The following is a 26,108-nucleotide window of genomic DNA, read 5'->3' as shown; positions in this document are numbered from 1 at the left end:
CCGGGCGTCTACAGTGACGTAGACCGTCTACATCACTGTAGTCAGTCCGGGCGTTCCGACGGGCCGCCCGCTCACCATTATGGGAGACCCTCCACCGTGTCCGTATTCTCACTGGCGGCCGCGCCACAAGCGGTGAACGTGCTGGACGCAGGTTCACTGCTCGGAGCGTTCGGTGCGCTCGGCATCGCCGTCGTGCTCTTCGCCGAGACGGGACTGCTCGTCGGCTTCTTCCTGCCCGGCGATTCGCTGCTGTTCACGGCGGGCCTTCTCTGCGTGTCGGGCGCCCACGGCCCGGTCCATCTGTCGCTGCCGCAGGTGCTGATCGCCGCCGTCGCCGGTGCGCTGCTCGGTGCGCAGGCGGGCTACTGGATCGGCCGCCGCGGTGGCCGGGCCCTTCTCGCCCGCAGCCGCGCCAAGCGGCTGCACGAGGGTGCCGCCCGCGCCGAGGAGCTGCTCGGCAGATACGGCCATGCGCGGGCGATCGTGCTGGCCCGCTTCGTGCCCGTCGTACGCACGGTGCTCAATCCGCTCGCCGGGGCGCTCAACGTCCCTGCCGGGCTGTTCACGCTGTGGCAGGTCGTCGGCGGGACGGTGTGGACCGTGGGGCTGGTCCTGGCGGGGTACGCACTGGGCTCCTCGGTGCCCAACGTCGATCGTTACCTGCTGCCGATCGTCGCTGTCGTGGTCGTGGTCTCCCTCATCCCGCTCGCCGCCGAACTGCTGCGCTCCCGCGGCCGGCGCACCGCAGAAGGAGAGAACAGCTGATGCCACTCGCCTCCACCGCCACCTCGATCGACGGCGGCCTGTACACCTGGATCACCGAGCTGGCCCAGCGCTCCCCCGCCGCTCTGGACTCGGTCGTCCGCCTCTGGTCGGACTACGGGCTCGCGCTGTTCGCCCTGCTGATGCTCGCGTCCTGGTGGCGCTCGCGCTCGGCGGGGCCCGCCCGCACCGCCATGGCGCTCTGTGCACCGCTCGTCGTGGTGGCCGCGTATCTCGTCAACGACGTGGTGAAGTCGCTCTTCCATGAGCAGCGGCCCTGCCAGACCCTCCATGTCGTGACGGTGGAGGCGTGCCCCGCACTCGGCGACTGGTCCTTCCCCAGCAACCATGCCGCCATCGCGGCGGCCGCGGCGGTGGCGATCTGGCTGACCGACCGCCGACTCGGGGCGATCGCGGTGCCCGCCGCGCTGCTGATGGCGGCGTCCCGGGTCTGGATCGGTGTGCACTACCCGCACGATGTGCTGATCGGGCTGGTCACCGGCGCGCTGGTCGCCTGGCCGTTGACGGTCGCGGCACGACGCTGCGCCCCGGCCGTGGTGCGGCTGCGCGAGAGCCCGCTGCGCCCCCTGGTGGCCAACCGGTGACCGGAGACGCTTCGGCACTCGCGGGCGGCCGGTCGTCCGCGAGCGCCGCGTTATCGCTCCGCGCTCCGCTGCTGGCCGCGCTGGTGGGGCTGCTCGGACTGGTCGGGCTGACGGTTCTCGTCCTGGCCGCCCGGCACGGCTCCCCACCGGCCCTGGACCGGACCGCCCACGACTGGTCGTTGCGGCACCGGCCGTCGGGCCTCGTGGCGGCCGCTCGGACCGTCACGGCCACCGGCACCGGGGTGTTCCCGTACGCCGCGGCGGTGACGGCCGGGCTGATCGCGGGCGGTGACACGCGTCGACGGCTGGGACACGTGGTGGGGGCACTGGCCTTCCTGCTGCTCGGGCAGGGCGTCCGCTACGGCCTCATGAGGGTGATCGCCCGGCCCCGCCCCCCGCTGGGCGACTGGGCCACGCACGCCTCCGGCTTCGCCTTCCCCTCCGGCCACGCGACGACGTCCGCGCTGATGGCCGGTCTGCTGCTCACCGCCATCGGCGTCCGGGCGCACGGCCGGAGGGTGCCTCGTCCGCTTCGTGCCGCAGTCGCCGCCCTGGTCGTCTGCTGGGCCGCGACCGTCGGCCTGAGCCGGGTTCTGCTCGGCGTGCACTGGGCGACGGACGTGCTCGCCGGATGGTTGTTCGCCGCGGTCTGGGTGGGACTCGGGACGGCGCTGATACGGAAGGTGCTGCCGCTCTCGCGGTGACCGGTCCCGTTCAGGTCCCACCCACATCGAGGTCCGTGCGATGCCCCTCGTGTCTCCCGTGCGTCCCACCCGTGCCGTCCGCCCGCCGATGGTGCCCCGTGTGCTCTCGCTCCTCCAGCGTCGGCTGACCTGGGTGACGGTCGCCGCCTACGCGGCGGCCGCGCTGCTGCCCGGGGCCGGACTGGCCCTGCGGCGGCTTCAGGTCGCCGCCGTGCCCCTCCCCGGCGGCACGCGCACGCAGCTCACCCTGCCCTCGCTCCTGCTGGGTTATCTGCTGTTCACCGCGGCGTTACGGGTGCCGGCCGGGGGGCTGCCCCGGCTCGCCCGCCGACCGCTGTCGCTCCTGGTGGGAACGGCCGCCAATACGCTCATTCCACTGGTCCTGCTGCCCTGTCTGGCCGTGGCCCTGGGGCGACTGCCCGATGCGGACGGCTGCAGCGGGCTGATCACCGGGCTCGCGCTCGTGGGAGCCATGCCGGTCGCGGCCGGTGCCACGGTCTGGGGCGGTCGGGCGGGCGGCAACCACTCACTGGTCGTGGGCATCGTGCTCGCTTCCACGATGCTCAGTCCGCTGACCATCCCCCTCATGCTCTCGGTGGCCTCGACCGTGACACGCGGCCACTACGCCCACGATCTGTCACGGATGGCCGCGACGGACGGCGGGGCATTCGCCGTGATCAGTGTGATCGTGCCGTGCGTCGCCGGTCTGGCCGTCCAACGGCTGACGCCCCGCCCCGTGCTCGAACGGCATCTGCCCTGGTCGGGGCTGCTCGGAGTCGTCGCCGCGGTGCTGCTCACGTACAGCAACGCCTGCGGGGCCCTGGGCGGCTTCCTGTTCCACCCGCGGCCCGTGCTGCTGGTCGCGGCCGTCGTCGTGGCCGGGGCACTGTGCGCGGCTTCCTTCGCGATCGGCTGGTGCCTGGCCCGTGGGGTACGGGCGGATCGGGCGGACACCGTGGCGATCACGCTCAGCTGCGGCATGAACAACAGCAGCGCCGGTGCGGTGCTGGCGGCGACCCATCTGCCCGGCAGTCCCCAGGTGCTTCTGCCGGTTCTCGCGTACAGCCTGCTGCAGAAGTGCGGGGCGGGCCTGGCGGACTCGGTGCTGCGTCGCAGGGCACGTACCGGGGCACGCGACCCCGACATGATCCAGTCGGGAGAGCCTAGGAGCGCCCGGTCAGACGGATGACGGCGCGGCCGCCGTCGAGGTCGACGGTCGAGCGGTGGGGCGGGGCGCCGTCCTCCTCGTCGTCGCGCAGCAGCAGGGCGCTCCGGCGTTCCTTGAGTTCGCTCTGCTTGCCGGGTGAGAAGTTCGCGTGCAACTGCTCGAACCCGGTCGCCGACACCTGGCCCCGGCGGGCACTGTTGCGCCACGGCAGCAGGCCGGCCCGCCCCGCTCGGAGCATCAGCTGGTCGAGAAAGGCGACGGCGGTCAGGCCGATCACCAGCCCGGGCAGTGTCATCAGCGCGACGAATTCCATCGGCACAGTGTTGCCGATGCGCGGTGCGGTGCGCATCGGTCGCGGGTATGACGGTGCGGGCCGTCGCACCACGCGACGGCCCGCACCGTGCCGAGGGCCGCGGCCCGACCGGTCAGCCGTTGGGGAGGATGACGGCGCGGCCGTTGATCCTGCCGTCGTGCAGCCGCTCGTAGGCCAGCGGCGCCTCGTCCAGCGTGTAGGTCTCGACGTGGACCTCGACCGCTCCGGCGCGGGCGAGGTCGAGCACCTCGGCGAGCTCGGCGCGCGATCCCCAGTAGGGCGAGGACACCGTCGTGTTGTACGGCAGCGAGCCGAAGCCGACCGGCAGCGCACCGCCGCCGAGGCCGACGATCGTGACATCGGAGTCGATGGCGGCCGCGGCCCCGGCCGTGGCCACGGTCGGCGGGGCTCCGACGAAATCGAGGACGACCTGTGCCCCGACACCACCGGTCAGTTCACGGACCTTCGCCGCGGCGTTCGTGTCGGAGAGCACCGTCTCATGGGCGCCGACGGCACGGGCCAGGGCCAGCTTCTCGTCCGTGACGTCGAGGGCGATGACCCGGACGGCCGTCATGGCGCGCAGCAGTTGGATCGCGACATGGCCGAGACCGCCGGTGCCGATGACGACGGCGGTGGCACCGGGCACCAGCTTGGGCAGGGACCGCTTGATCGCGTGGTAGGGAGTCAGGCCCGCGTCGGTGAGCGGCACGGCCCGGACCGGGTCGAGGTCGCCCAGCGGCACCAGATGACGGGCATCGTCCACGATCATGTACTCGGCCATGGCTCCGGGGGAACCGAGTCCGGGCGGGGCGATGCCGAGTTCCTTGGCACGCAGACAGTAGTTCTCCTTGCCCTCGGCGCACTTGACGCACGTACCGCAGCCCCAGGGGCCGTAGACAGCGACGGACTCTCCGATCGAGAGGCCCTTCACCCCGTCGCCGAGCGCGGCTATGGTGCCGACGCCCTCGTGGCCGAGGGTGAGCGGCAGCGGGAAGGGGAGCTGCTCCGCGGGCCGGCTCATCACGGCGATGTCGGAGTGACAGACGCCGGCGGCAGTGACCTCGAGCATCACCTGGCCGGGGCCGGGCTCCGGATCGGGCACGGTGACGACCTCGGGTGCCGAGCCGACGGCGCGGTACTGGACGGCCTTCATGGGGTTCTCCTCACTCTTCGCTTTCTGTTGCTCGCCCCCGTTCCCCCGTACGCCGTTCAGGAGGCGGAGTATCCGCCGTCCACCAGGTGGTAGCTGCCGTGGATGAAGGAGGCACGGTCGGAGAGCAGGAACGCGGCGAGTTCGGCGACCTCCTCCGCCTGACCGAGACGCCCGGCCGGGTGCAGCGAGATCAGGTGGTCGCGGGCAGGGCCGTCCGTGTTGCGCAGCAGCGGTGTGTCGATGAAGCCGGGGCCGACGGCGTTGACCCGGACGTTCTGTGCCGCGTATTCGAGGGCGGCCGTCTTGGTGAGGCCGACGACGCCGTGCTTGGCGGCCACGTAGGCGGGAGACCCGGCGAAACCGTTGGTGCCGAGGATCGAGGACATGTTGACGACGGCACCGCCGCCCGCCGCGACGATGGCGGGGAGTTCGTGACGCATCGAGTAGAAGACACCGCTGAGGTTGGTGGCGACGACCCGGTCCCAGTCCTCGATGGCGTACTCCCCGGTGGGGTTGCTCGGCCCGCCGATGCCCGCGTTGTTGACGGCGAGATGCAGGGCGCCGAAGGTGTCGACGGCGAATCGCACACCCGCTTCGACGGAGGCGGGGTCGGTCACGTCCATGGCGACCGCGGCGGCCTTCGCCCCGGCGCTCTCCAGTTCGGCGACGGCCTTGCGGGCGTTGGCCTCGTCGTGGTCGGCGACGACCACGGACGCGCCGCCCGCGGCCAGCCGGTGGGCGAGGGCCAGCCCGATGCCGGAGGCGCCGCCGGTGACGAGGGCGGTCCTGCCTGCGAACTCCTGGTCGACGGGGGTGAGGGAGGTGCTCATGAGGTGGTGTTTCCTTCCGTGGTGCTGTGCGACGCCGGCCCGGCGGGAAGTCGCGCGAGCAGTTCTTGGGAGAGGGCGTCGAAGGCCTGCCCGACCAGTTGGGGCAGGTCGTCCGGGTGTCCGCCCCGCACCCAGGCGGCCTGGGCCGCCAGGAGCGCCCCGGCGCCCGCGGCGACCGTGACAGCGGGGCGGATGTCCAGCCGGGGGTCGACCCCGAGCCGGTCCGCGACGATGGCGACCGAGTCCTCCTGGGCGTCCACCCGGATGTGGTGGAACGCCGCGTAGAGGGTCGGTTCCTGCTCGGCGAGGACCAGCAGGTCGAAGATCCGGGCGCGGCGGTGCCAGGCCTGCGCACCGGGGTCGTCGAGCCAGTCGAGGACGGCGCGGCGGTACGCGGTGAGCGGGGGCTCGTCGGCGGGACGTGCGCGCAGGGCGTCGTTGATCCGGTCGCCGTCGCCCCGGATCGAGTCCAGAACGGCGGCCTCCTTGCTCGTGAAGTACCGGCTGAAGGTACGCCGGTCGACGTCCGCGCGTTCCGCGATCTCCTCGACCGTCACTTCCTTCAGCCCCCGGTCGAGTACGAGCTCGAACGCGGCCTGTGCCAGTGCGTCCCGGGTCCTGCGGGCCTTGCGGCTCCGTCGCTCCGGGGCCTTCCGTTCCGGATTCATACATGCACCGTACACCGAAAAATGTCCCATCGCGACAGAAGTCCCATCGGGACATGGGGTCGTACGCGGCCGCCCTCCCGTGCCCTTACCGGTGGCTGAACGTCTCGGCTGCGCGGCGGGCACCATGACCTGCGGCCGGGCGTCGTCGATGACCGCCCGCAGGCGCCCGGCGCAGGGCGAGCGCGGCGATGTCGTCGCGTCGCACGCCCTCGGAGAAGGCCTCCAGGTCGGTGTGGAGCGCGTCGAGCACCTCGCGCGGCCCCCGCCGTGCCCACTGGCCCAGCCGGGCGTCCAGGGGGTAGAACGCGCCCGACGCGTCCCGGGCCTCGGTGACCCCGTCCGTGAACAGCAGGAGCGTGGCGTCGGGCGGGAAGTCCAACTGCTCCGCGACCCGCGCCTGCGCGCTGAGCTCCGCCATGCCCAGCGGAACGGATGTATGGCGCAGCACAGCCGCGCGGGCCACGCCGTCGTGCAGCAGTCGGGGCGGCAGATGACCGCAGTTGACGGCCTGCACCCGGTCGTCCCCGTCGACGCCGAGCACCAGGGCGGTGACGAAGCGTTCGATCTCCCCGGTCTGGGCGGAGAAGGCGTTGTGCCGTGCGACCGCGTCCTCCAGCGCGTCGACCACGCCGGTCAGACCGGGCTCGCGGATGGCGGCCTCCCGGAACGCGCCGAGAACGGCGAAACCCGCCCCGATCGCGGCCAGCCCCTTGCCCTGGACGTCGCCGATGATCGCCCGCGTTCCGTAGGGGGACTGGACGACCTCGTAGATGTCACCTCCGACCAGCCGGTCCTCCTCGATCGGCGTATAGATGCCGTGGGCGAGGATCTGGTCGGTCAGGATGGGCAGCGGGCGCAGGATCTGCCGTTGGAGTGCGACGGCGGCGGAGCGGAGCCTGGCGATCTCGGCGGCATGGCGGATCCGCAGCGCGCAGGCGCCGACGCCCAGGAAGCAGGCCAGCACGGTGAATACGACACTGCTGGTGATGGACCAGAACGTTCCGCCGTCGACCAGCCGGGAGCAGACGGCGACGATCATGATCCAGATGGCCACACCGACGGTCTGCCGGATCGTTCCGAAGACCGAGACGAGTGCCGGCACCACCACCAGCAGCGGCACGAGATACATTTCGTCGCCGGTACGGATGTCGAGGGCGCCGACCAGGACGGTCAGCAGCGCCAGCCCGCCGAAGAGTGCTCCGTTGCCGACCCGGGAGGCGAAGACGGCCGCCTCCCCCGCGTCCGTGTGCGGGAGCATCGCTCCACGCCCAGGTTGTTTCGTCCGGATCATGCCGGGCTCGCGTGTCCCGGCGCCGCGTCCGGCCGATCCCGCCTGATCCAAACGAAAGACCCTCGTCGCCTGGCGCCGGAGCCCGATCGTCACGGCCCGTTCCTCCCGGGATCTGCCGGCCCCGCGCCGGCGTTCGTTCCCAGTCCAACCGGATCGGTGGGGGCGGCACACGGGGCTTACGGCCCCTCGGCCGGCGCCGAAGGTCCCGGAAGCGGAGGCGGCGTGACCTTCGGCCCGAGTTCCCCGGGCCGAAGGTCACCGCGCCGCGCGTCAGCGCACGGCCGCCGCACGGACACCGCCGGACCCCGGCAGACGCGTCGGCGGGTGCCCCGGTACGAGCGCCGAGAGGAAGGACGTCCGGCGGCGGAGCACGAATCCCAGCGATTCGTAGAGCCGGATGGCATTGGTGTTGGTGGCGGAGGCGTGCAGGAACGGTGTTTCGCCACGTTCCCCGATCTCGTGGGCGACGGCGAGGACGAGCCCGCCGCCGAGCCCCTGACCGCGCACGGACTCGTCCGTGCAGACACCGCTGATCTCGCTCCAGCCGGTCGGGTGCAACCGTTCACCGGCCATGGCGACGAGCGCCCCCTCGCGCCGGACCCCGAGGTAGGTGCCGAGCTCGACCGTTCGGGGCAGGAACGGTCCCGGGCGGGTGCGGGCGACCAGATCGAGCATCTCGGGCACATCGGCGGGTCCCAGCCGTACGGCCTCGGGAAACGGGGTCGCGGCGATCCCGCCGTCGACGAGCTGGACCCCTTCGGCGTGGAAGGTGATCTCCCAGTCGTCCGGCGGCGGCTCGTGGAAGGCGGTGATCGTGACGGCGCCACCCGGTCCGGCGAGCGCGGCGGCGTCGGCCCAGTCCTCGGGCTGCGGCGAGTCCGGGACCGATACCCACGGGGCCACGTCCGCCGGGTAGCGCAGCACACGCCCACGGTGCTCGGCGAAATGGGCGTGCGGGCCGGTCAGCGCGGCGCGGACCGGGTTGTCGAGCGGGTGCGGGTCACCGGCAGCGGCATGGGGCACGCTCATGCGGCCACCTCGATGACGATCTTGCCGCGCGTGTGTCCGCCCTCCACGGCGCGCAATGCCGCTCCGGCGTCGGCGAGCGGGAAGGTCCCGGTCACATACGTCCGCAGGACACCGGCGACGACGAGGTTCGCCACCTCGTCGAGGACTGCCGCGGTGCGAGCCCGCGCGACGGCCGCGCCTCCGAGCTCCACCGCCAGTGGCTTGCCCCCGGCGCTCACGAGCGTGGCCGGGTCCGCGAGCAACGGCGCCACGGCACGCAAGGTATCCCCGCCGACCAGGTCGAAGATCGCGTCGATGCCGTCGGGGGCCGCCGCCCGCACCCGGTCGGCGAGTCCGTCGCCGGATTCGACGTGCACCGCGCCCAGCGACTCGACGAAGTCCTTCTTGTCCGCGCTCGCCACGCCGACGACCCGGGCGCCGGCCTGACGCGCCAGCTGCACCGCGGCTGTTCCCACGCCTCCTCCGGCCCCGGTGACCAACAGGGTCGAACCGGGGGTGGGTGCGAGCTGGCGCACGCCGTCGTACGCGGTGGCCGCCGCGACCGGCAGCACGGCCGCGTCGGTGAACGACAGCGCGGCCGGCTTGTGCGCGGTCACCGCGGCGGGCAGCAGCGTGTACTCGGCGAACCCACCGGTCAACGGGTTGCCGAAGACCTCGTCCCCGACCGCGAATCCTTCGACGTCCGGGCCCACGCCCTCGACGACACCGGCGGCCTCGCTGCCGAAGACGGTGGGAAACGGCTGCGGCTCGCTGCCGGGCCGGGTGTACCCCGTGCGCAGCTTCCAGTCGACCGGGTTGACCCCGGCCGCCCGGACGGCGACGAGCAGTTCGCCGGGACCGGGCACCGGCACCTTCTGCTCGGCGAGGGCCTCCACCTCCGGCCCGCCGTTGCGGGTGAACACGTACGCCTTGGGCATGGGCTCCCTCTCTCCTGTTCCATGGCGCCGACGGTTCGCGGCGCCGACAACAGGGCCGCTCCCCGCCGGGGCACCGGCCCTGTCACCACCTCGTACAGGAGCGGGAAGGTCGAATTCGGAGCGCGTATTCCCGGGCCGGTGCGGTGTTCACCGGGCCGCAATGATTCAGCGGATGCCGCCCGTGACCGGGTCGACGACCTTGTTCACAAGGAGTTCGAGCAGCTTCCGGTCGTCGCCCGCGGTCCCCCGTTCGGCGGGGGTGTCCGGGTTGACGTCGAGCAGCACATGGGTGGCGCCCAGCTCGCCGAGTTCCGCCAGGTCGGCCCGGATCCGGTCGATCGTGCCGTGCCCGGCGGGGCGGCCGCTCCCCAGGAGTGCGTCGGTGACGCGGATCTGCAGCCGGGGCACGAGCGCGGGAACGGGGCGCCCGACCCGCTCGGCCTCCTCGGCGATCACCGGAAGCCCGGCCCGGATCGCCTCGAGCGGCAGCCGGTACGGATGCCAGCCCTCGCCGAGCCGGGCCGCGCGACGCTGGGCGGCGGCCGAGTTGCCACCGACCCAGACGGGCAGACAAGGAGCGGACGCGGGTGCCGGCGCGGTCCGGACCTCCCGGTAGGAGACGTGCTCGCCCCGGAACGTCGCGGGGTCCTCGGCCCAGGCCGCACGGATGGCGGCGAGGTATTCGTCGGTGATCCGTCCCCGCTCCGCGAAGGGCACGCCCAGCGCCTCGTATTCGGCCCTGGACCAGCCGATCCCCGCGCCGAGGATGAATCCGTCGGGGTTCAGGTTGTCGATGTTGGCGGCGAGCCGGGCCGTCTGCAGCGGGTGCCGGTACGGGATCACCGTGACGGTCGTGCCGAGCACCAGCCCCGGCACCCGTCCGGCGATGTGCGCGGCGAGCACGAACTGGTCGTAGAACGGGGCCGGATACGTCTCGTGCACATCGGGGGTGACCGCGATGTGGTCGGAGATCATCGCGAAGGAGTAACCCAAATCCCGTGCGTCTACGGCCTGTTGGCGGAGACCTTCCGGGGTCGTTCCGGCACCGAAGTTGAGTATGTTCACACCGAATCTCACCCGTGGAGCCTAACAACCGGACAGCGCAAGACCGTTCCGGCCGGAAGGAGCGAACGTCCGCCGCCCCGGTGGGAAAGGGCGGGATTCGCCTCCTCGACGGGGCGTCGAGGTCGTACGGCCGCCGACTCCCCCGCACACCGCGCCGGTCGGCCGGAATCGGGGCGCTCGCTCCTCGAAGTCGTAGCGCCGGTGGGCGGCTTCGACGCACCGGCAGACGGGTCCGGCCCACATGCCGTTCACCTCGGAGCACAGTGCCCGACCGGCCGCCGTGAAGACGTGCTGGTGCGGATCGCGGACGCGCTGGGCACCAGCTGCACGGATCTGCTCCGTCAGCCGCTGCTCCGGCCGGAGATCGTCCGCGTCGCCTCGCTGGACGAACCGGAGGACGAGACCTCGGTCAACCTGCTGTTCTCCGGCCACGAACACGGCCGCATCGAGATCTACCGAACCCGGCTGCATCCGCACGCCCAGAGCCAAGTCAGCTCGCACGGTGCGGACTCCGTGGAGTACGTGCTGGTGATGTCGGGCCAGGTGACGCTGGTGGTGAACGATGTCCCGCATCTTCTGGAGGCGGGGGACACAGCCCGTTTCTCGGGACTCAGCAGCCACTACTACACCACCGAGGACTCCCCGGCCGTCACACACACCATCGTCGGTTACCCGCGCGACTGAGACGCCCGTTCCCCGGGCCTGCCACCGATTTCGGCTCAACTACCGATTGATATCGGCCGGTCGCCCCCGACGCGCCGCAGACTGTGGCAGTCTGGAGGTGACCGCCCCACCGGGCTCCCCCGTACCGGTGGGGTGGTTCTGTGGTCCGATGCGACTGTGTCCGCGCGGATATGACGGACCATCACAAACATTCCCGGCCATTGATGCCGTGTGACCTGATCAACTCCCTTCGTCTCGCATGAGAACCGCCTTCGGGGGCAGGCGCATACACCTCACCTACGACCAGGGGAGCGTGACGAGATGACGGCGCACACCGCGCGGACTGCCAGTGCGGAGCGAGCGGAGAGTGCACGGTCGACACCGGCAGTCGTGCCGTTCGACACCGGCGTGTGCCCGGGGACCGCCCCGGGCGACGGGGAGATCGCGGACCCTGCCGCCGATACCGGCGAGCTGCCATGGATCGAGGACGCGGGAAAGGTCGCTCCGGCCGACGCCCGGGAGCTGTCCCGGTTGTTCTTCGAGCGCCTCCAGGTCCTGGAGGAGGGAACCTCCGCTCACCAGTACGCCCGCAACACCCTCATCGAGATGAACCTCTCCCTCGTGCGGTTCGCCGCGGGACGGTTCCGGCACCGGGGCGGCGGTGACATGGAGGACATCGTCCAGGTCGGCACCATCGGGCTGATCAAGGCCATCGACCGTTTCGACCTCTCCCGCGAGGTCGAGTTCACCTCATTCGCGGTCCCGTACATCACCGGCGAGATCAAACGATTCTTCCGCGACACCAGCTGGGCGGTGCACGTTCCGCGCAGGCTGCAGGAGTTGCGGGTCGACATCGCCAGGGCGAGGGACTCCCTGGCCGCGGAGCTCGACCGCGACCCCACCGTCCCGGAGCTGGCCGAGCAGCTGGGGCTCGGCGAGGACGAGGTCACCGAGGGCATCGTCGCGGCCAACGGGTACACGGCGGGTTCGCTGGACGTGCCGGCCGACCCGGCGGACGCGGGACGGCGCAAGGCACCGGGGCGCACCTTCGCGGATGTCCTGGGCGCACCCGATCCCGCGATGGAGACGGTCGAGAACCTGCATGCGCTCGCGCCGCTGCTGAGCGATCTCGACGACCGTGAGCGCCGCATCATCGACATGCGTTTCGGTCATGAGATGACCCAGTCACAGATCGGCGCGGAGCTCGGCATCTCGCAGATGCATGTGTCGCGACTCCTCAGCAGGATTCTGCTGAAGCTCCGCAGCGGGATGTTCGTCGAGGAATGACGCGGCCGGACGCGGCCTTCGCCCGTTGCCGAACGGCGGGCCGCCTCGCCGCCCGGCCCGGCGTCCGTGCTCGTGCATCGCCCTCTTACGTTGCGGCCGAGCGAAGTCGGGCGTGCTCGTCCGGCGGTCGGTGCCCCGCCTCCGTACCTCCGCCGCACCACTGCGCAGGACGAGCAGGCGGAGGCGGAGTCAGCCTCCGTCCTTCCCAGGCGCCCGGCCCGCGTAGAAGGTGGCGATCATGTCCTCACCGCCGTGCCCGGCCGCCTCGGCACGCACGAAACGGTCGGCCGAGGCCGCGACCAGGTCCAGCCGCACACCCGATGCCTCGGCGGCGGCCAGGATGAGACGGGTGTCCTTGAGGGCCGTGGACAGGGTGAAGCTCGGAGCGAGGTCACCGGTGAGGACGGCGGCCGACTTGCCCTGGAGGTACGGGGAGTCCAACGGGCCGCCCCTCATGGCATCGAGGAAAGTCCGGGGATCGATCTCCAGGCCTTCGGCCAGGTTGAGGCATTCCGCGACGCTGTTGACCAGGTTGATCACCCAGGTGTTGACCACGAGTTTCAGCCGCGAGGCCGCTCCCGGGACCTCGGCGACCCAGACCGTGCGCTCCCCGACCGCGTCCAGCACGGGTTCCACGGTCTCGCGGACGGCTGACGGACCGGAGACGAATACTGTCAACTTGCCTTGTTCCGCAGGCTGTTTGGTGCCGGAGACCGGTGCGTCGAGATAGATCAGGCCCAGATCCGCCGCGCGCCGGACGAGATCGTCGGTGGCCTCGGGCCCGACCGTCGAGCTCTGGAGCAGTACCTGCCCCGTGTGCAGGCCGGGTGACGCGGCGGTGAGTGCGGCGGCGACGGCCGGGCCGTCGCGGAGCATGGCGAGGACGACATCGGCGCCGCGCACGGCTTCCTCCGCCGTCTCCGTCACCGTGGCGCCGTCGGCGGCGAGCGGGGCCGCCTTGGCCTGTGTGCGGTTCCAGGCACGGACGTCGAGTCCGGCCCGGAGGAGGCTCCGGGCCATGCCCGATCCCATGATTCCGGTACCGAGGACGGCGACGGTCGGCCGGTGCCGTGCGGTTTCGGCGGCGCTTGGGTTCACGGGAGGACTCCCTTCGTCGGCCGCGCCGGCGCGGTCGCGGCGCGGTGGGTTCTCAGGATTGCCTCAGCGCGCCTTCGAGAACGGCAACGTGCACGGCCCTGGCGAGTCGCGAGCCCCAGCGGGAGCGCGGTCCGGCGAAGGCCTCCCCGGGGACGGACCCCGGGGAGGGGGCGGCGACGCACACGGCGTCGGTGGGGGTGCCGGAGCAGTCGAGTCCCGCGTCCAGGAGTGCCTGGACCTTGGCCTCGGTGGCCGTGGCGACCGCGTTGACGAGTGCGGCGTCGGAGAGGGCCACCGGGAGGGTGATGACGATGTTGACCGTGCCCGGCCGGGGTGGTTCCCCGGTGCCCCCGGCCGGGGCGGCGGCCCAGCCGCGTACGCCGAGTCCGCAGGTGGCGGTCGCCGTGACCCCCTCGTCGGCCGAGACGGTGTACGCGGTGACATCAGCAGCCGTCATCAGTCCGACGCCGGGCCCCGTGAGGTGTTCCGCCGCGGCGATCTCGGCGAGGTGACGGTCGGGATCGAGGCGGGGATAGCCGCCGGGCACCTGGGCGTTGAGGATCCAGGCGCGTGCGCCGATGCCGCCGCCGAGTACGGCGCTGCTGCACACCCGCCAGCCCGGCCCCAGCCGCCACACCAGATGGTGAAGTTCTTGACCCTCCTCGTGCCGGGCGAGCAGTTCACCCCGTTGTCGGGGCAGCCGGATTCGTACGGAACGGATGAGGCACCCCCGGTGGCGCGGTGGGACGAGGTCGGCAGTCGACCGGTCGATCATATGCGCCGAGGGCATGGGCTGCGGCCGTGGCACCGGTGTCCGTGCGGTGCCGCGGTGACACGTGGGTGTGGTTCTTCGTGCCGCACGGACGGTGGTTCCTCGTGCCGCACGGATGAGTGCGGGCGCCTTCAGTCCGCGGCCGGAGCCGTGCCGGGCCGGAGCCGTACCGGCAGGGTCCCCGTGCTGTTGCCGACGAACCCGGCGTGCCGGGGCAACGCGCTGCCGGGGACGGCGAGGTCCAGCTCCGGGAAACGGGTGAACAGCTGTTCCAGGGCGATCGTGGCTTCCATCCGCGCGAGCGGCGCTCCCAGACAGTAGTGCGGTCCGTGGCCGAGCGAGAGATGCCGGGTCGCGGTGTCCCTGGCCGGTCCGGTCACGTCGAAGAGGTCGGCATCGGGTCCGTGCGCGGCTTTGTCGCGACCGGCGGCCGAGTACCCGGCGAGCACGGGTGTGCCCTTGGGGAGGACGGTTCCGTCGATGGTGAGGTCGCGGGTCGGGTAGCGGAACGGGAAGTAGCTGACCGGGCTGTCCCAGCGCAGTGTCTCCTCCACCACGTCGGCCCACCGTGCCCGGCCGGACCTCACCAGGCCGAGCTGGTCGGGGTGGGTGCACAGGGCCCGTACCGCGTTGGTGACGAGGTTCAACGTCGTCTCGTGTCCCGCGACGATCATCAGGAGCAGGGTGCCGATGAGCTCCTGCTGACCGAGTCGGCCACCGCCTTCGTCGCGGGCGGCGATCAGGGCGCTGGCCAGGTCGTCGCCCGGCTGCTCCGCGCGGGCGGCGGCGACCGCTGCGAGCAGGGCCAGCAACTCCTTGTTGGCGGCCATCGCCTCCTCGGGGCCGGTGTCGGTCGCGACCACCTGGCTGGAGAGACGGTGCAGCCGGTCCTGATACCGGGCGTCGACCCCGAGAAGGTCGCAGATGACGCCCATCGGCAGCGGCAGGGCGAACCGGGCGCGCAGATCGACCGTTCCGTCGCCCTCCGCGGCGGCACGTTCGACGCCGTCGAGCAGTTCGGCGGTGACGGTCTCGATCCGCGACCGCAGCGCTTCCACCCGCCGTGCGGTGAATGCCTTGCCGACCAGCGAGCGCAGCCGACGGTGGTCCTCGCCGTCGGCCGTCGTCATGCCCCGCACGGTCGCGAAAGTCTTCAGCGGCCAGCCGTCGGGAATGCGCCCCTCGGCCAGCTCGGTGAAGTGGCGTGCGTCCTTGGCCACGTCGGGGTGGGCGAGGAACTCCTTGAGCGCCTCGTGTCCGAGGACCACCATCCCGGCCACGTCGCCCGGAAGCACGACGGATGCCACGGCCCCTCGGGCGAGCAGCTCGGCGTTGTCCGCGTGCGGGCAGCCGCCGGCCGGGTCCATGCGGTACGGGGTACTGGTCAACGGGGGCTCTCCTGAAGGTCGTCGGCCGGTGGGCGGTATCCGGGGGCTGCTTTGGCCGGTGTCGCTTCCAGCGGATGCGGCGAAGTGGCCTGCGGGCAAGGTGTGGGCCCGGCTGATGGGGTACGCGCGCTTGTCGAACCATCTGTCCGGGCTTGGTGCCGTTACGGCTGGAAGTACTCCGACATCAGGGCGCTGACCCATTCCGGCTGCTTGACCTCGACAGCGTGGAACTCCACCATCGCCGGCTTCAGGTCGACGACCGGGGTGCCCGACACCGCGTCGAGGCCCACCACCGTCAGTTCGCGTCCGTGGACGGACTCGATGGCACCCCGATGCGGTTCGGCCTACGGGGGCCCCGGCCGGCGAAGACGCCGACGGGCGGGAGATCGGAGCGACCGCGGTAGGGGCGGGGTTCGCGGTAGTCGTCGCGTTCCGGGAGCTGGTCGAAGACGAAGAGGACCTCCACGTGGGAGAAGCCCTCCAGACCCTGGAGGCACGCCTCGCCGAAACGCTCGTCGATGGTGATCGTGCTGCGGACGGCGCCCCAGTTGTCCGTGTGCTGAACGTCCGTCCGGTTGTTCCGGACCGTGCCTATCGGTGTGACCTCGAAGCTCGGCATGGCTAGGTTCTATCTCATCGGTGGCGTCGTGCCCAGATGACGACGGCGGCCGGGCGGAGTGCGGCCCGGTGGGCGATGGCGAGTTCACGTCGTGTGGCAGGTCGCGCCATCGACTGGAGCGGTCGATGCAGCGTTCGATGTGTTGCGCTGCAAGGATCTTCGTCCGGGTGCCGTCGACGGCCCGCCTGACCAGCCGTTCGTGAGCGGTCCGGAAGGAGCCGAGTTCGTCGGGAGATCCCGCCGGGGCGAACAGGTGCGGTACTTCCACGCGATGCCCCCGGCGTGCGGCGACGGCCGGCCCACCGCCGCCCACGGACCGGGTGAGCCGGCACGGCACGGAGCGCCGGCCCCCATGGGGCACCCCTCACTCCTGTCCCGCGGCCTCCCACTCCTGGTGCGCGGTGTGGACGCGGTGCCACAGCTCCGCCCGCGCGGGGGCGTCGACGTCGGTCAGGTCCAGCCGGAACACGTCGGCCAGCACGTCGTACCAGTCGTCGGCCGAGCCGATGGTCCGCTCCTCCGTGCCCCCGGCATCGATCCGGCGCAGCACACAGCCGCGCAGCGCGTCCACGCCCTTGGCGTCGCGGAGCTGAGCGGTGAGGACCCGGACGAAGCCGGACTCGGGGGACGTGGACAGCCGGATGTGCTCCGCGGCGAAGGAGGACAGTTCCACGGGGTCCGGCGCGAAGTCCATCGCCGTGAACGCGCCGCGGGGGTCGTGGGTGAACCGCCAGCCGCCGGGCACCGCCGCCGACGGGGCCATCGCGTAGGTGAACGGCCCCTGGGTGTAGCTGCCTTCGCGCAGCGGCAGCGGCTCGTACATCGCGCCGGCGAGCCCGGTGTCGACCAGCCACCGCTCGCCGTCGAGCCGTACGGTGAGCGCGAGATGGTCGCCGGCCGCACCCGCAGGGTCCTCGGGGGTGCTCTGCACTCCGGCCCGGTGCAGGGTGACGTCGTAGCCGAGGGCCGTCAGCAGCGTCCCGAAGGCCCCGTTGAGGTGGAAGCAGTAGCCGCCGCGCCCGCGCATGATCCGGGCCACGGATTCCTCGGCGCCGATGCCTGTCGGCCGCCCCAGATGAATGTCGAGGTTCTCGTAGGCGACCCGCTCCACCTGCGCCCTGTGCAGTGCCCGCAGCGCCTCGGCGGTCGGGGCCGCCGGCCGGGCCACCCCCAGCACGGCCAGATACCCGTCGACGTCGATCATGCTCCCCCTCACCGTCCGAACAGATGATCAGGATAGTCGTCGGCACCACCCCTGAGGAGTGTCTTTCCGATCGACGGACCGGTGGTCCGGTCGTGAGGGATGGGGAGGATTCCGAAGCTGCCCGGGCGGGCGACGCCGTCGACGGGAAGGGGTGTCGCCTCAACGGGGACACCCCGGTATGCGAACGGATCCCCGCTCGGTCCCGTCATGCGGCGGCACGCCGGGCGCTGCACGGATTCGTGGCGCGACGGCTCGCCCGGCACGGCACATGGAGGCCCGGCATCGGGTCGACCGTCCGCGGTCGGCCGGATGGGCGCGGCGCCCCGACGCATGCCCGGCCGCCGCACGGGGTGCACGGCGCGCACCCGCCGCACCTCCACGCTTCACCCGATCGGCCTAACGCCGGAGCGGCGTGCGCACCGCCGTGACAGGCGGCCAGCACCGAGGCGCCGAGCATGCGCGGGACGGGCTCCGCAGGTGGGGAGGTTGCAGCGGCCATCCGGGTGAGGCGCGATGGAAGTCGGACGCGCCTCCCCTGATGGACCCAGCCACAGGACGCGCCCAGGCGAGGAGGAATCGGTCATGGGAGCCGCTGACGGTTTCACGGATTCCGGAGAGCTCGACGGCCTGACGGTGTACGACAACGCGGGCGAGAAGATCGGCAGTGTGGGCCGGGTGTATGTCGACGACAACACCGGCCGTCCGGACTGGATCACGGTGAAGACCGGCCTGTTCGGCATGAAGGAGAGCTTCGTGCCTCTTGCGGGGGCGCGTCGTGTGGGATCCGACCTGCACATTTCACATCCGAAGGACCGCGTCAAGGAAGCCCCCCGGGTGGACGCGGACGCGCATCTGTCGGTGGCGGAGGAGGAAGAGCTCTACCGCCACTACGGCCTTGCCAGAAGCACCACCGCCAGGCTCAGCGACCGTGCGGACACCGGGAGGGCGACGTCCGAAACCGGCACCACGGCCATGGGCGCGGCGGGAGCCGCCGGCACCGGGCGCCCGACCGGGAGGGAGCGTCCGACCGCGGCCGGAACCCCGGCAACCGGTACGGGCACCTCCCGGACCCCCACGTCGCGGACGGGCGGCCCGGTCGGCGCGGGCACCGGGACGGCCGGCGCGGCCCGTCCCCTCGTCGGCGCCGGGGCGGGTTCCGAACGGTCCGCCGCCGACCTGGCCGGCAAGGAGGAACTGATCCGCTCCGAGGAGCAACTGCTCGTCGGTACCGAGGAGTACGAGAGCGGCAAGGCCCGCCTGCACAAGTACGTCGTCACCGAGAACGTCACCAGGACCGTGCCGGTGACGCACGAGGAGGTGCGGGTGATCCGTGAACCCCTGCAGCCCGGTGAAAGGGCGGCGGCGGGGCGCTCGGACATCCGCGAGCAGGATGTCGAGGTAACCCTGCATGCCGAGCGCGCCACGATGCGCAAGGAGACGGTGCCGGTCGAACGGGTCCGCATGGAGACCGAGAGGGTGACCGAGCAGAAGGAGATCTCCGCCGAACTCCGCAAGGAGCAGATCGACTACGCCGACAGCAAGGGCATCGGCAGCAAGGACATCGGTGGCAAGGACGCGGGCGGCGAGTTCGGCCGGGGACGCCACCGCTGACCCCCGCTCACCGTGGCGTACCGCCGCCATGCGACCGCGAGTGAGGGACGGACCCGTGTGTGCCGGGGTCCGTCCTCTCGCCGTCAGCGCTCGGGGCGCTCGGGCACGAAGCGCACCGACGGCCGCCCGTCGGGGCCGTCCGGAGCGACCCGCGCCCTGACCCGGTAGACGTCGGCGATGAGATCCTCGGTGATCACTTCCGAGGGGGTTCCGGCGGCCACCACGCGCCCCTGCTTCATGACGACGATCCGGTCGCAGAACATCGCGGCCAGATTGAGGTCGTGCAGAGCGATCACACCGGTGAGGGGCAACGAGGCGATCAGCGACATGAGTTCCAGCTGGTGCTGGATGTCCAGGTGGTTCGTCGGCTCGTCGAGCAACAGTTCACGCGGTCGCTGAGCCAGTGCGCGCGCGATCTGGACCCTTTGCCGCTCGCCTCCGGAGAGGGTGTGCCAGGACTGGCCGCAGCGGTCGGCGAGACCGGTCCGCTCCAGGGCTTCGCGCACCGCTTCGTCGTCCTCACGGCCGGGCGCCGCCCAGGCCCTGCGGTGCGGGATGCGACCGAGTCGCACCACGTCCAGGACGCTCAGCTCGACCTGGGTCACGGCGTGCTGGTCGACCACGGCGACCCTTCGGGCCACCGTTCGGCGGCCGATCTCGTCGAGCCGCCGGCCGTCGAGGGTGACCACGCCCGTCTCCGGGGCGAGGACTCCCGCGAGCACCCGCAGGAGAGTCGACTTGCCGGACCCGTTCGGCCCGATCAGCCCGACGGTGGCGCCGGGCGGCGGGGCGAGGTGGACCCCGTCGAGCACGAGCCGGCCTCCCGCCTCCCGGCTGACCCGCTCGGCCCGCAGCCCCGGGGTGACTCCGTCCGTCATGCGATCCTCCGGGTGCGGAACAGGACCAGGACGAACGCGGGAACACCGATGAGGGCGGTGACGACGCCCACCGGCACCTCCTGCGGGTCGAGGACGGTCCGGGCCAGGGTGTCGACCCAGACCAGGAAGACGGCCCCGGCCAGGGCGGTGACCGGCAGCAGCCGCCGGTGCCCGGAACCCGCGAGCGCACGGGCGGCGTGCGGCAGCACCAGGCCGACGAAGCCGATGGCTCCGGCCGAGCTGACGAGCGCGGCCGTCAGCAGCGCTGTCGTGCACAGCAGCACGATCCGGGTGCGCGCGACATGGACGCCGAGCGCGGCCGCGGCGTCCTGGCCGAACGCGAAGGCGTCGAGTGTGCGGGCGTGCCCCAGGCAGATCAGCAGCGTCACGACGAGAACGGCGGAGCAGATCCACACATCGCTCCAACCGACTCCGCCGAGCGAGCCCAGCAGCCAGAACAGCACCCCGCGGGTCTGCTCGGCGTCGGCGGAGGTCATCACGACGAAGGAGGTGAGCGCGGAGAACAGTTGCATGGCCGCGACACCGGAAAGGACGACCCGGTCGGTCGTGCCGCCCAGGGTATGGCTGAGCAGCAGGACGAGGGCGAACGAGCACAGGGCGCCGATGAACGCGCCGGTCGAGATCGACACCGCTCCGCCGCCGACGCCGAGGACGACGACCACGACCGCTCCGGTCGACGCACCGGAGGAGACGCCGAGGACGAACGGGTCGGCGAGCGGGTTGCGGAGCAGGGACTGCATGACGGTGCCGCACACTGCGAGCCCTGCCCCGCACACCGCGGCGAGCAGGGTGCGCGGCATGCGCAGGTTCCAGACGATGCCGTCCCGGATCGGCGTGAGCCGTGACCGGCCCCAGCCGAGGTGGGAGGCGGTCGTGGACCATACGTCGGCGACGGAGATACGGGCGGGGCCGATGGTGACGGCGATCGCGACGGACAGCACGAGCAGCGCGATGCCGCAGCCCCACAGGACTCCGCCGCGCAGCTTCCGCGGCCCCGTCGTGCCACGCACGCCGGCCGCGGGGGTCCGTGACGTGTCCGGGGCCGCGGCGCGTCCGGTCTCCGTCATCCCGCGAGTCCGAAGGCGCGCAGCCCGGCGGCGACGCGTTCCACGCCCTCGACCGTCCGGACGGACGGGTTCATGGCCTGGCCGCTCAGCAGGACGTACCGCCGGTGCCTGACGGCGTCCATGTTCCGGGTGACGGGGTTGGACTCCAGGAATTCGATCTTCTTCGCGGCGCTCTCGGCGGTCTGTGCCCTACGGGTCAGGTCGCCGATGACGAGGACGTCGGGGTTGCGGTCGGCGACGGTCTCCCAGCTGATCTGGGGCCATTCGTCCCGAGTGTCGTCGAAGACGTTCTTGGCGCCGAGTTCTCTGGTGATGATGCCGGGTGCTCCGCAGCAGCCGGCCAGGTAGGGGGCCTTGGAGTCGGAGAACCAGTACAGGATGGTGGCGTCGGCGGCGTCGACGCCCTCGGCCGCCTTCTTCACCCGGGCCCGCAGTTGCGCGACCAGCCTGTCGCCGCGCCCGGCCACGCCGAACACCCGGGCCAGTTCGCGCACCTCGTCGTAGACGCTGTCCATGGTCAGTGGCTCGGTACGGGCGCCGTCGCCGCTGCCGCTGTTGTCCTTGCCGGTGCAGTCGGCGGGCGAGACATAGGTGGGGACCCCGAGTTCCTCGAACTGTTCGCGCGGGGCGACACCGCCCTTGGCGAGCGTCGACTCGAACGACGCGCTGATGAAGTCGGGTTCCCGGTCGAGGACCTTCTCCGACGACGGCCGGTTGTCCGCGATCCTCGGGACGCCCGCATTTGCCTTCTCCAGCCCTTTCATCACCGGGTCGGTCCAGGTCGCGGTGGCGGCCAGCCGGTCGGCGAGGCCGAGGGAGAGCAGGATCTCCGTCGATCCCTGGTCGACCGACACGGCGCGCCGCGGTGCGGATTCGACGGTGACGGTGCGTCCGCAGTTCTTCAGCGTCACCGGGTATCCGTCGGTGGAACCGGGCTTCGCGGCGGAATTGCTTGTTCCGCCCCCGCAGGCGGTCAGCAGGACAAGTCCCGCCGAGAACGCGGCCATGGTGCGGACGGGGCTGGATATGGACGGCACGGAGTCCCTCTGCGTCTCTGGGCCCATGCGCGGGGCCCGTTGTACGGCGTCCTGCGCCCGGTGCCGGATCGCAGGTGCCAGCAGGTCTTCGGACTCGGGTTCCTGCGGACGGGACGCCTTCCCAGGACACCCGAGGGTGTTCCCAGTGGCCGTGGCCCCGCCCGTCCCCCTCACCGCTGCGCGTCAGTTCCGGATTCTCACCGGATTCCCTGACTCCTTCGTGGAGTTCGACTGGCTCCGGCAAGCTATCACGGGCCTCTGCGCAGCTCACGGGCGGTGTGGCCGGTGGTACGCCGGGCCGTTTCCCGTCGCACCACCTGCCTGGTGCCTACGGGCTCTGAAGAGCGATCACGGCGTTGTGTCCGCCGAATCCGAAGGAGTGGCTGACGGCACGCCGGATGGGCTGCCGCAGGGGAGACTTGGTGACGCAGTTGATGTCGAACTCGGGCGCCGGGGCGTCCAGGTTGGCGATCGGCGGCACGATTCCGCGTTGCAGCGTCAGGACGGTCAGTCCGGCCTCGATCGCTCCGGCCGCCCCCATGCAGTGCCCCAGGACGCCCTTGGGGGCGGTGACGGGCGGCCGGTGCGGGTAGACCCGGGCGATGAGGGCGGCCTCGGTGGCGTCGTTGACCGGGGTGGCCGTGCCGTGTGCGTTGACGTGCTCGACGTCTCCCGCCGCCCAGCCGGCGTCGCGCAGCGCGATCTCCACCGCCGTCCGGGCCACCGCGCCGGACGGATGCGGACTGATGGGATGGTGGGCGTCGGTGGTGGCCCCGGCGCCCGCGACCAGCGCCCGCGGTGCCGTGCCCCGGGCACGGGCGTCGTCCGCCCGCTCCAGCACCATGACGGCGGCGCCCTCGCCCATGACCAGCCCGGCCCGGTCGGCGGCGAAGGGCCGGCACAGCCCGGTCGCGTCGCCGTCCCGCCGGGCCCCGGCACCGGATCGGGCGAACCCGGCCATGGCGGCCGGATAGATGATCGACTCGGTGGCTCCGGCGATCGCGATGTCGCACTGCCCGGTGACCAGCAGATCGCGGGCGACGGACAGGGCCGTGACGCCGGACGAACAGGCGGTGCACGGCGCCATGCTGGGACCGGTCGCCCGCAACTGGATCGCGATCTCGGCCGCCGGCATGTTCGGAATGGTGAGCAGGATGCCGGACGGCGAGGTGGCGTCGGGCCCGAGCCGGTCGAGCACGACGGCCTGCTCGGTCAGCGAGGCGGAACCCCCGCTGCTGGTGCCGACGACCACCGCGACCCTGCCGCCCTCCCACTCCGCCGGGTCGAGCCCGGCGTCGGCGACCGCCTCCCGGGCGGCGAGAACGGCGAACTTGGTGTACCTCCCCATCCGGAACGAGGTGCGTCCACCGACCGCGGCGTCCAGATCGATTCCGTCGACCGTGCAGGCGAAATCGATCGCGCAGCCTTCGAGAGCCGCGACGGTACGCACCGGCGAGATTCCGGCACACACGCCCTTCCAGGTGGATTCGGTGTCGTTGCCGACCGGGGTGATCATGCCCAGGCCGGTGACGGCGATGACGGGCCTGTTCATCGGGCGTTGCTCATCTGCGCCGCACCGCTCACCGGCGACCCGCCGTCGGCCCCGTCGATGAACCGCGTGATCTCGGCCAGGGTGGCGCCCTTGGGGAGCTTGTCGAAGTCTCCCCGGCCACCCAGCGTCTCCCTGATGAGCACGGCGAACTCGGCGACGGCGAGGGAGTCCATCTCCAGGCTGTCCATCGTGGAATCCGGACGGATCTCGACAGCGGGCACTTTGAAGGTGTGTGTCAGAACCTCGGTGATCTTGGGATGAATCGCACTCATGAGCTTCCTCTCCATCATTCGGTACGACTGCCGGTGACGGCGGGGGCACCGTCCCGACGCCGAATCAACTGGGTGACGTGTCTCCAGTTACGCCTTGTGCCGAACCGATTCGCCACCGCCCTGCCGCGGCTGCGTGCACCACCGGGACAGAACGGCTGCCGTACCCCAGAAGACCAGCAGCGCAGCGCGGACACCGAGGGCTCCGGCCGCCTCCCGCACCGAACGGGATTGCACAGTTGTTCCCGTCCTCGTCACGGTCCTCACCGTTCCCCCCGAGCCGTCGCCCGGCCCCCGCCCGGCTGCCAGCCGGCCTCCGGATCGTCGTACGCCTCGATGTAGTCGGCCCCGGCGATGGGCCAGTCGGCGAGCAGTTCCGGCGGCAGCGCGAAGGAGTCCACGAGGGAGGGCAGGTGCGCGGCGACGGCGGTGATCAGTCGGTCCACGATGTCCGGCAGATCATTGATCTGATCAACCGTCAGATGTCCTGCGGCCAGCAGGTCCCCGCTGTTCCGGGAGATCCGGTCGAGTGCGAACAGCCTCTGCAGGTCCGCCAGTCGCTCACGGGCGGGACCGTCCGGAAGACCGGTCACCGCGTCCGTGTACGCCTCGGCCGCCTGGCAGTGGGCGTGCGCCTCGACGCCACGCAGGGCCGGCCCGGACGCGGCGTTCCACCGTCCCAGCGGATCGCCCTGCGGTGCGCGGCTCATCCGCTCCCTGGCCCGGCCGAACCAGATCCCCTCCAGGGCCGCCAGGAGCCCGCCGAGGAACCGGGGATCGTCGAGGTCGCCGGATTCCCCGCCGGAGGGGGCACCGTGGCCGGACGGTTCGGCGGCGAAGAGCATTTCCGCGGCGGCCTTGGCGTGGATGGCCAGGTTGTCGCCCTCCGCCGTGATGGCGCCTTCCACCCCCGTGATGAGTTCGCTCATGCCGTTGTGTTCCAAAAGCGCCTGCGCACCGCACCGTTCACGGCATTCGACGATCACGGACCTGGCCTGCCAGGTGATCCACCCCTTGGCGACGGCGACCAGGCGTTCCGCCTCCTCGCGGTCCGGACCCGGTCCGTCCGCCCACGCCTCCCAGCGGTCCAGGGCCCGGCGGTGCAGCAGGCTCATCGCGAAGACGGTGGCCATGGCACGGGCCAGCGGGCCGTGGTGGCTGCGGTGGGCGATCACCGGGACCCGACGGGAGCCGCGGGGCCCGGAGATGTACCGGTGGCCGCCGTAGCGCACGGCGATCGCGAGCGTCGCGCGGGCGGAACCGACCGCGCAGGCGCTCATCGAGATCTTGCCGGAGGTGACGCGTCCGATCGACGCGAGGAGGCGGCGCCTGCGGTTGCCGACGGCGCTGCTGAACTCGCCGTCGTCACCGATCCGTCCATGGTCCCCGCCGAGCAACGCGTCGCGCGCCACGAAGACCTCGTCGAAGGAGGTCAGGCAGTGGTCCACCGGGCTCCCCGTGCGCGTGGGAAGCCTGCGGACCCGCACCCCGGGCAGGGCCCGGACGGCGTCGGTGAGCGGCACGAGGAAGAGGAAGACCCCGTGATCGGTGCCGTCGACGAGCAGACGCGCGGCCACCAGCCCCGTCTTGGGCCCGCCCGCCGGACTGGTGTTGGGCATGAACTTCTGGGCGCCGGCGTGGGGGGTGCGCAGAACGAACCCGTCGCGTTCGCGGTCATAGGCGGCCGTGGTCTCGACGGCGGCCGCGTCGTTGCCGTGAGCCACCTCTGTGCAGAGAAAGGTGCCGACGCTCCGCAGCCGCAGAAAGTCCGACAGGTCACGCCGTCCGTCGCCGTCGTGGTCGAGGAGGCTGCCGAGAAAGAGGTTGTAGTGGATGCCCGCCACCGTGGTCAGTGCCGGGTCGACCGGGCCGAGCCATTCGTGCAGGGCCGCGAGGGCACGCGGGTCGGCGGCGAGCCGGGCGCCGCTGTCCAGACGGTCGTTGAGGATCCGGAGCCGCTCGTAGACGAGTCGCAGGCGCTCCTCGGGAGTGCGGTGGTCCGGTCGGCGGAACGGTTCCGTGCTGATCAGCCGCTGCCAGAACGCGTGCTCCCGGCGGAAGCCGTTGCCGAGGAGCACGCCGGTGAGCAGGTCCGTGGACCGTTCGGCGGAGGGGCTGTCGGTCGTTGCGGTCATGA

27 protein-coding genes and 1 riboswitch are annotated in these 26,108 nt (G+C 71.8%); of the genes, 7 read left to right on the top strand and 20 right to left on the bottom strand.

Annotation, left to right across the window (positions count from 1 at the left end):
• The first annotated feature begins 96 nt into the window (after nucleotides 1-96).
• From ACIQCZ_RS12400 to ACIQCZ_RS12385, 4 genes are read left to right on the top strand one after another with little or no spacing between them, the layout of a single operon-like run.
• Nucleotides 97-765, top strand: a complete 669-nt coding sequence (locus tag ACIQCZ_RS12400; RefSeq protein WP_402281787.1) for a DedA family protein — start codon at nucleotides 97-99, stop codon at nucleotides 763-765.
• Nucleotides 765-1,367, top strand: a complete 603-nt coding sequence (locus ACIQCZ_RS12395) for a phosphatase PAP2 family protein (protein ID WP_376221441.1) — start codon at nucleotides 765-767, stop codon at nucleotides 1,365-1,367. Before ACIQCZ_RS12400 ends, ACIQCZ_RS12395 begins: the two co-directional genes overlap by 1 nt.
• Nucleotides 1,364-2,071 carry a phosphatase PAP2 family protein gene (locus tag ACIQCZ_RS12390; RefSeq protein WP_402281786.1) on the top strand — a complete coding sequence of 236 codons (708 nt, stop codon included), beginning with the start codon at nucleotides 1,364-1,366 and terminating at the stop codon, nucleotides 2,069-2,071. Before ACIQCZ_RS12395 ends, ACIQCZ_RS12390 begins: the two co-directional genes overlap by 4 nt.
• A gap of 49 nt (nucleotides 2,072-2,120) precedes the next feature.
• A complete protein-coding gene (locus ACIQCZ_RS12385) occupies nucleotides 2,121-3,260 on the top strand; it encodes a bile acid:sodium symporter family protein (RefSeq protein ID WP_402281784.1) in 1,140 nt (379 codons plus the stop codon).
• Here the strand turns inward: ACIQCZ_RS12385 and ACIQCZ_RS12380 are convergent.
• The 8 genes from ACIQCZ_RS12380 to ACIQCZ_RS12345 all read right to left on the bottom strand — a co-directional run bounded on the left by ACIQCZ_RS12380 (nucleotide 3,235) and on the right by ACIQCZ_RS12345 (nucleotide 10,505).
• Nucleotides 3,235-3,552, bottom strand: a complete 318-nt coding sequence (locus ACIQCZ_RS12380; protein WP_402282161.1) for a DUF6191 domain-containing protein — start codon at nucleotides 3,550-3,552, stop codon at nucleotides 3,235-3,237. The genes ACIQCZ_RS12385 and ACIQCZ_RS12380 overlap by 26 nt on opposite strands.
• Before the next feature lie 112 nt (nucleotides 3,553-3,664).
• A complete protein-coding gene (locus ACIQCZ_RS12375; protein ID WP_402281782.1) occupies nucleotides 3,665-4,705 on the bottom strand; it encodes an NAD(P)-dependent alcohol dehydrogenase in 1,041 nt (346 codons plus the stop codon).
• Between the two features lie 56 nt (nucleotides 4,706-4,761).
• Complete coding sequence (locus ACIQCZ_RS12370) at nucleotides 4,762-5,535, bottom strand: SDR family NAD(P)-dependent oxidoreductase (protein WP_402281780.1); 774 nt, start codon at nucleotides 5,533-5,535, stop codon at nucleotides 4,762-4,764.
• Nucleotides 5,532-6,203 carry a TetR family transcriptional regulator gene (locus ACIQCZ_RS12365; RefSeq protein WP_402281778.1) on the bottom strand — a complete coding sequence of 224 codons (672 nt, stop codon included), beginning with the start codon at nucleotides 6,201-6,203 and terminating at the stop codon, nucleotides 5,532-5,534. The genes ACIQCZ_RS12370 and ACIQCZ_RS12365 overlap by 4 nt, the downstream gene beginning before the upstream one ends.
• Nucleotides 6,204-6,288: 85 nt before the next feature.
• Nucleotides 6,289-7,461, bottom strand: a complete 1,173-nt coding sequence (locus ACIQCZ_RS12360; protein WP_402281777.1) for a PP2C family protein-serine/threonine phosphatase — start codon at nucleotides 7,459-7,461, stop codon at nucleotides 6,289-6,291.
• Between the two features lie 303 nt (nucleotides 7,462-7,764).
• Nucleotides 7,765-8,523 carry a GNAT family N-acetyltransferase gene (locus ACIQCZ_RS12355; protein ID WP_402281775.1) on the bottom strand — a complete coding sequence of 253 codons (759 nt, stop codon included), beginning with the start codon at nucleotides 8,521-8,523 and terminating at the stop codon, nucleotides 7,765-7,767.
• Complete coding sequence (locus ACIQCZ_RS12350) at nucleotides 8,520-9,440, bottom strand: NADP-dependent oxidoreductase (protein WP_402281773.1); 921 nt, start codon at nucleotides 9,438-9,440, stop codon at nucleotides 8,520-8,522. Before ACIQCZ_RS12350 ends, ACIQCZ_RS12355 begins: the two co-directional genes overlap by 4 nt.
• Before the next feature lie 165 nt (nucleotides 9,441-9,605).
• Complete coding sequence (locus tag ACIQCZ_RS12345) at nucleotides 9,606-10,505, bottom strand: TIGR03619 family F420-dependent LLM class oxidoreductase (protein WP_402281771.1); 900 nt, start codon at nucleotides 10,503-10,505, stop codon at nucleotides 9,606-9,608.
• Between the two features lie 288 nt (nucleotides 10,506-10,793).
• Between ACIQCZ_RS12345 and ACIQCZ_RS12340 the strand changes: the two genes are divergently transcribed.
• Both ACIQCZ_RS12340 and ACIQCZ_RS12335 read left to right on the top strand, forming a co-directional pair.
• The gene (locus ACIQCZ_RS12340) at nucleotides 10,794-11,189 is read left to right on the top strand and encodes a cupin domain-containing protein (RefSeq protein WP_402281769.1); all 396 of its coding nucleotides are present in this window, start codon (nucleotides 10,794-10,796) and stop codon (nucleotides 11,187-11,189) included.
• 300 nt (nucleotides 11,190-11,489) lie between these two features.
• Entirely contained in the window at nucleotides 11,490-12,455 is a 966-nt protein-coding gene (locus ACIQCZ_RS12335) for an RNA polymerase sigma factor SigF (protein ID WP_402281767.1), read from the top strand.
• 189 nt (nucleotides 12,456-12,644) lie between these two features.
• Here the strand turns inward: ACIQCZ_RS12335 and ACIQCZ_RS12330 are convergent, their stop codons facing one another.
• The 6 genes from ACIQCZ_RS12330 to ACIQCZ_RS12305 all read right to left on the bottom strand — a co-directional run bounded on the left by ACIQCZ_RS12330 (nucleotide 12,645) and on the right by ACIQCZ_RS12305 (nucleotide 17,536).
• Nucleotides 12,645-13,553: an NAD(P)-dependent oxidoreductase gene (locus ACIQCZ_RS12330; RefSeq protein WP_402281765.1), complete on the bottom strand. Its 909-nt coding sequence runs from the start codon at nucleotides 13,551-13,553 to the stop codon at nucleotides 12,645-12,647.
• A 52-nt stretch (nucleotides 13,554-13,605) separates the two neighbouring features.
• Nucleotides 13,606-14,343 carry an adenosylcobinamide amidohydrolase gene (locus ACIQCZ_RS12325; RefSeq protein WP_402281763.1) on the bottom strand — a complete coding sequence of 246 codons (738 nt, stop codon included), beginning with the start codon at nucleotides 14,341-14,343 and terminating at the stop codon, nucleotides 13,606-13,608.
• A gap of 113 nt (nucleotides 14,344-14,456) precedes the next feature.
• Nucleotides 14,457-15,692: a cytochrome P450 gene (locus ACIQCZ_RS12320; RefSeq protein ID WP_402282159.1), complete on the bottom strand. Its 1,236-nt coding sequence runs from the start codon at nucleotides 15,690-15,692 to the stop codon at nucleotides 14,457-14,459.
• Nucleotides 15,693-15,874: 182 nt separating this feature from the next.
• Nucleotides 15,875-16,006, bottom strand: a complete 132-nt coding sequence (locus ACIQCZ_RS12315) for a hypothetical protein (protein WP_402281761.1) — start codon at nucleotides 16,004-16,006, stop codon at nucleotides 15,875-15,877.
• Between the two features lie 2 nt (nucleotides 16,007-16,008).
• Complete coding sequence (locus tag ACIQCZ_RS12310) at nucleotides 16,009-16,332, bottom strand: TrmO family methyltransferase (protein WP_402281759.1); 324 nt, start codon at nucleotides 16,330-16,332, stop codon at nucleotides 16,009-16,011.
• A gap of 364 nt (nucleotides 16,333-16,696) precedes the next feature.
• Nucleotides 16,697-17,536, bottom strand: coding sequence for an arylamine N-acetyltransferase (locus ACIQCZ_RS12305; protein WP_402281757.1), 840 nt, complete (start codon nucleotides 17,534-17,536; stop codon nucleotides 16,697-16,699).
• A gap of 582 nt (nucleotides 17,537-18,118) precedes the next feature.
• Here ACIQCZ_RS12305 and ACIQCZ_RS12300 point away from each other — a divergent pair.
• Nucleotides 18,119-19,147, top strand: a complete 1,029-nt coding sequence (locus ACIQCZ_RS12300) for a PRC and DUF2382 domain-containing protein (RefSeq protein ID WP_402281756.1) — start codon at nucleotides 18,119-18,121, stop codon at nucleotides 19,145-19,147.
• Between the two features lie 83 nt (nucleotides 19,148-19,230).
• Here ACIQCZ_RS12300 and ACIQCZ_RS12295 read toward each other — a convergent pair whose 3' ends face one another.
• From ACIQCZ_RS12295 to ACIQCZ_RS12270, 6 genes are all read right to left on the bottom strand, one after another.
• Nucleotides 19,231-20,025 carry an ABC transporter ATP-binding protein gene (locus ACIQCZ_RS12295; RefSeq protein WP_402281755.1) on the bottom strand — a complete coding sequence of 265 codons (795 nt, stop codon included), beginning with the start codon at nucleotides 20,023-20,025 and terminating at the stop codon, nucleotides 19,231-19,233.
• Nucleotides 20,022-21,113, bottom strand: coding sequence for a FecCD family ABC transporter permease (locus tag ACIQCZ_RS12290; protein WP_402281753.1), 1,092 nt, complete (start codon nucleotides 21,111-21,113; stop codon nucleotides 20,022-20,024). The genes ACIQCZ_RS12295 and ACIQCZ_RS12290 overlap by 4 nt, the downstream gene beginning before the upstream one ends.
• On the bottom strand, nucleotides 21,110-22,120 hold the full coding sequence (locus ACIQCZ_RS12285; RefSeq protein WP_402282157.1) for an ABC transporter substrate-binding protein: 1,011 nt from the start codon (nucleotides 22,118-22,120) through the stop codon (nucleotides 21,110-21,112). Before ACIQCZ_RS12285 ends, ACIQCZ_RS12290 begins: the two co-directional genes overlap by 4 nt.
• Before the next feature lie 91 nt (nucleotides 22,121-22,211).
• Nucleotides 22,212-22,401, bottom strand: a riboswitch (cobalamin riboswitch).
• A 77-nt stretch (nucleotides 22,402-22,478) separates the two neighbouring features.
• Nucleotides 22,479-23,702 carry a beta-ketoacyl-[acyl-carrier-protein] synthase family protein gene (locus ACIQCZ_RS12280; RefSeq protein ID WP_402281751.1) on the bottom strand — a complete coding sequence of 408 codons (1,224 nt, stop codon included), beginning with the start codon at nucleotides 23,700-23,702 and terminating at the stop codon, nucleotides 22,479-22,481.
• Nucleotides 23,699-23,974, bottom strand: coding sequence for an acyl carrier protein (locus tag ACIQCZ_RS12275; RefSeq protein ID WP_402281750.1), 276 nt, complete (start codon nucleotides 23,972-23,974; stop codon nucleotides 23,699-23,701). Before ACIQCZ_RS12275 ends, ACIQCZ_RS12280 begins: the two co-directional genes overlap by 4 nt.
• Before the next feature lie 260 nt (nucleotides 23,975-24,234).
• Nucleotides 24,235-26,106, bottom strand: coding sequence for an acyl-CoA dehydrogenase (locus tag ACIQCZ_RS12270; RefSeq protein WP_402281748.1), 1,872 nt, complete (start codon nucleotides 26,104-26,106; stop codon nucleotides 24,235-24,237).
• Nucleotides 26,107-26,108 lie beyond the last annotated feature (2 nt).

It is taken from the genome of Streptomyces sp. NPDC093149, from assembly GCF_044754145.1.
Taxonomy (GTDB): Bacteria; Actinomycetota; Actinomycetes; order Streptomycetales; family Streptomycetaceae; genus Streptomyces.
Note: the sequence above shows the minus strand (reverse complement) of the source record. Positions and strands in the feature narration are given on the sequence as shown.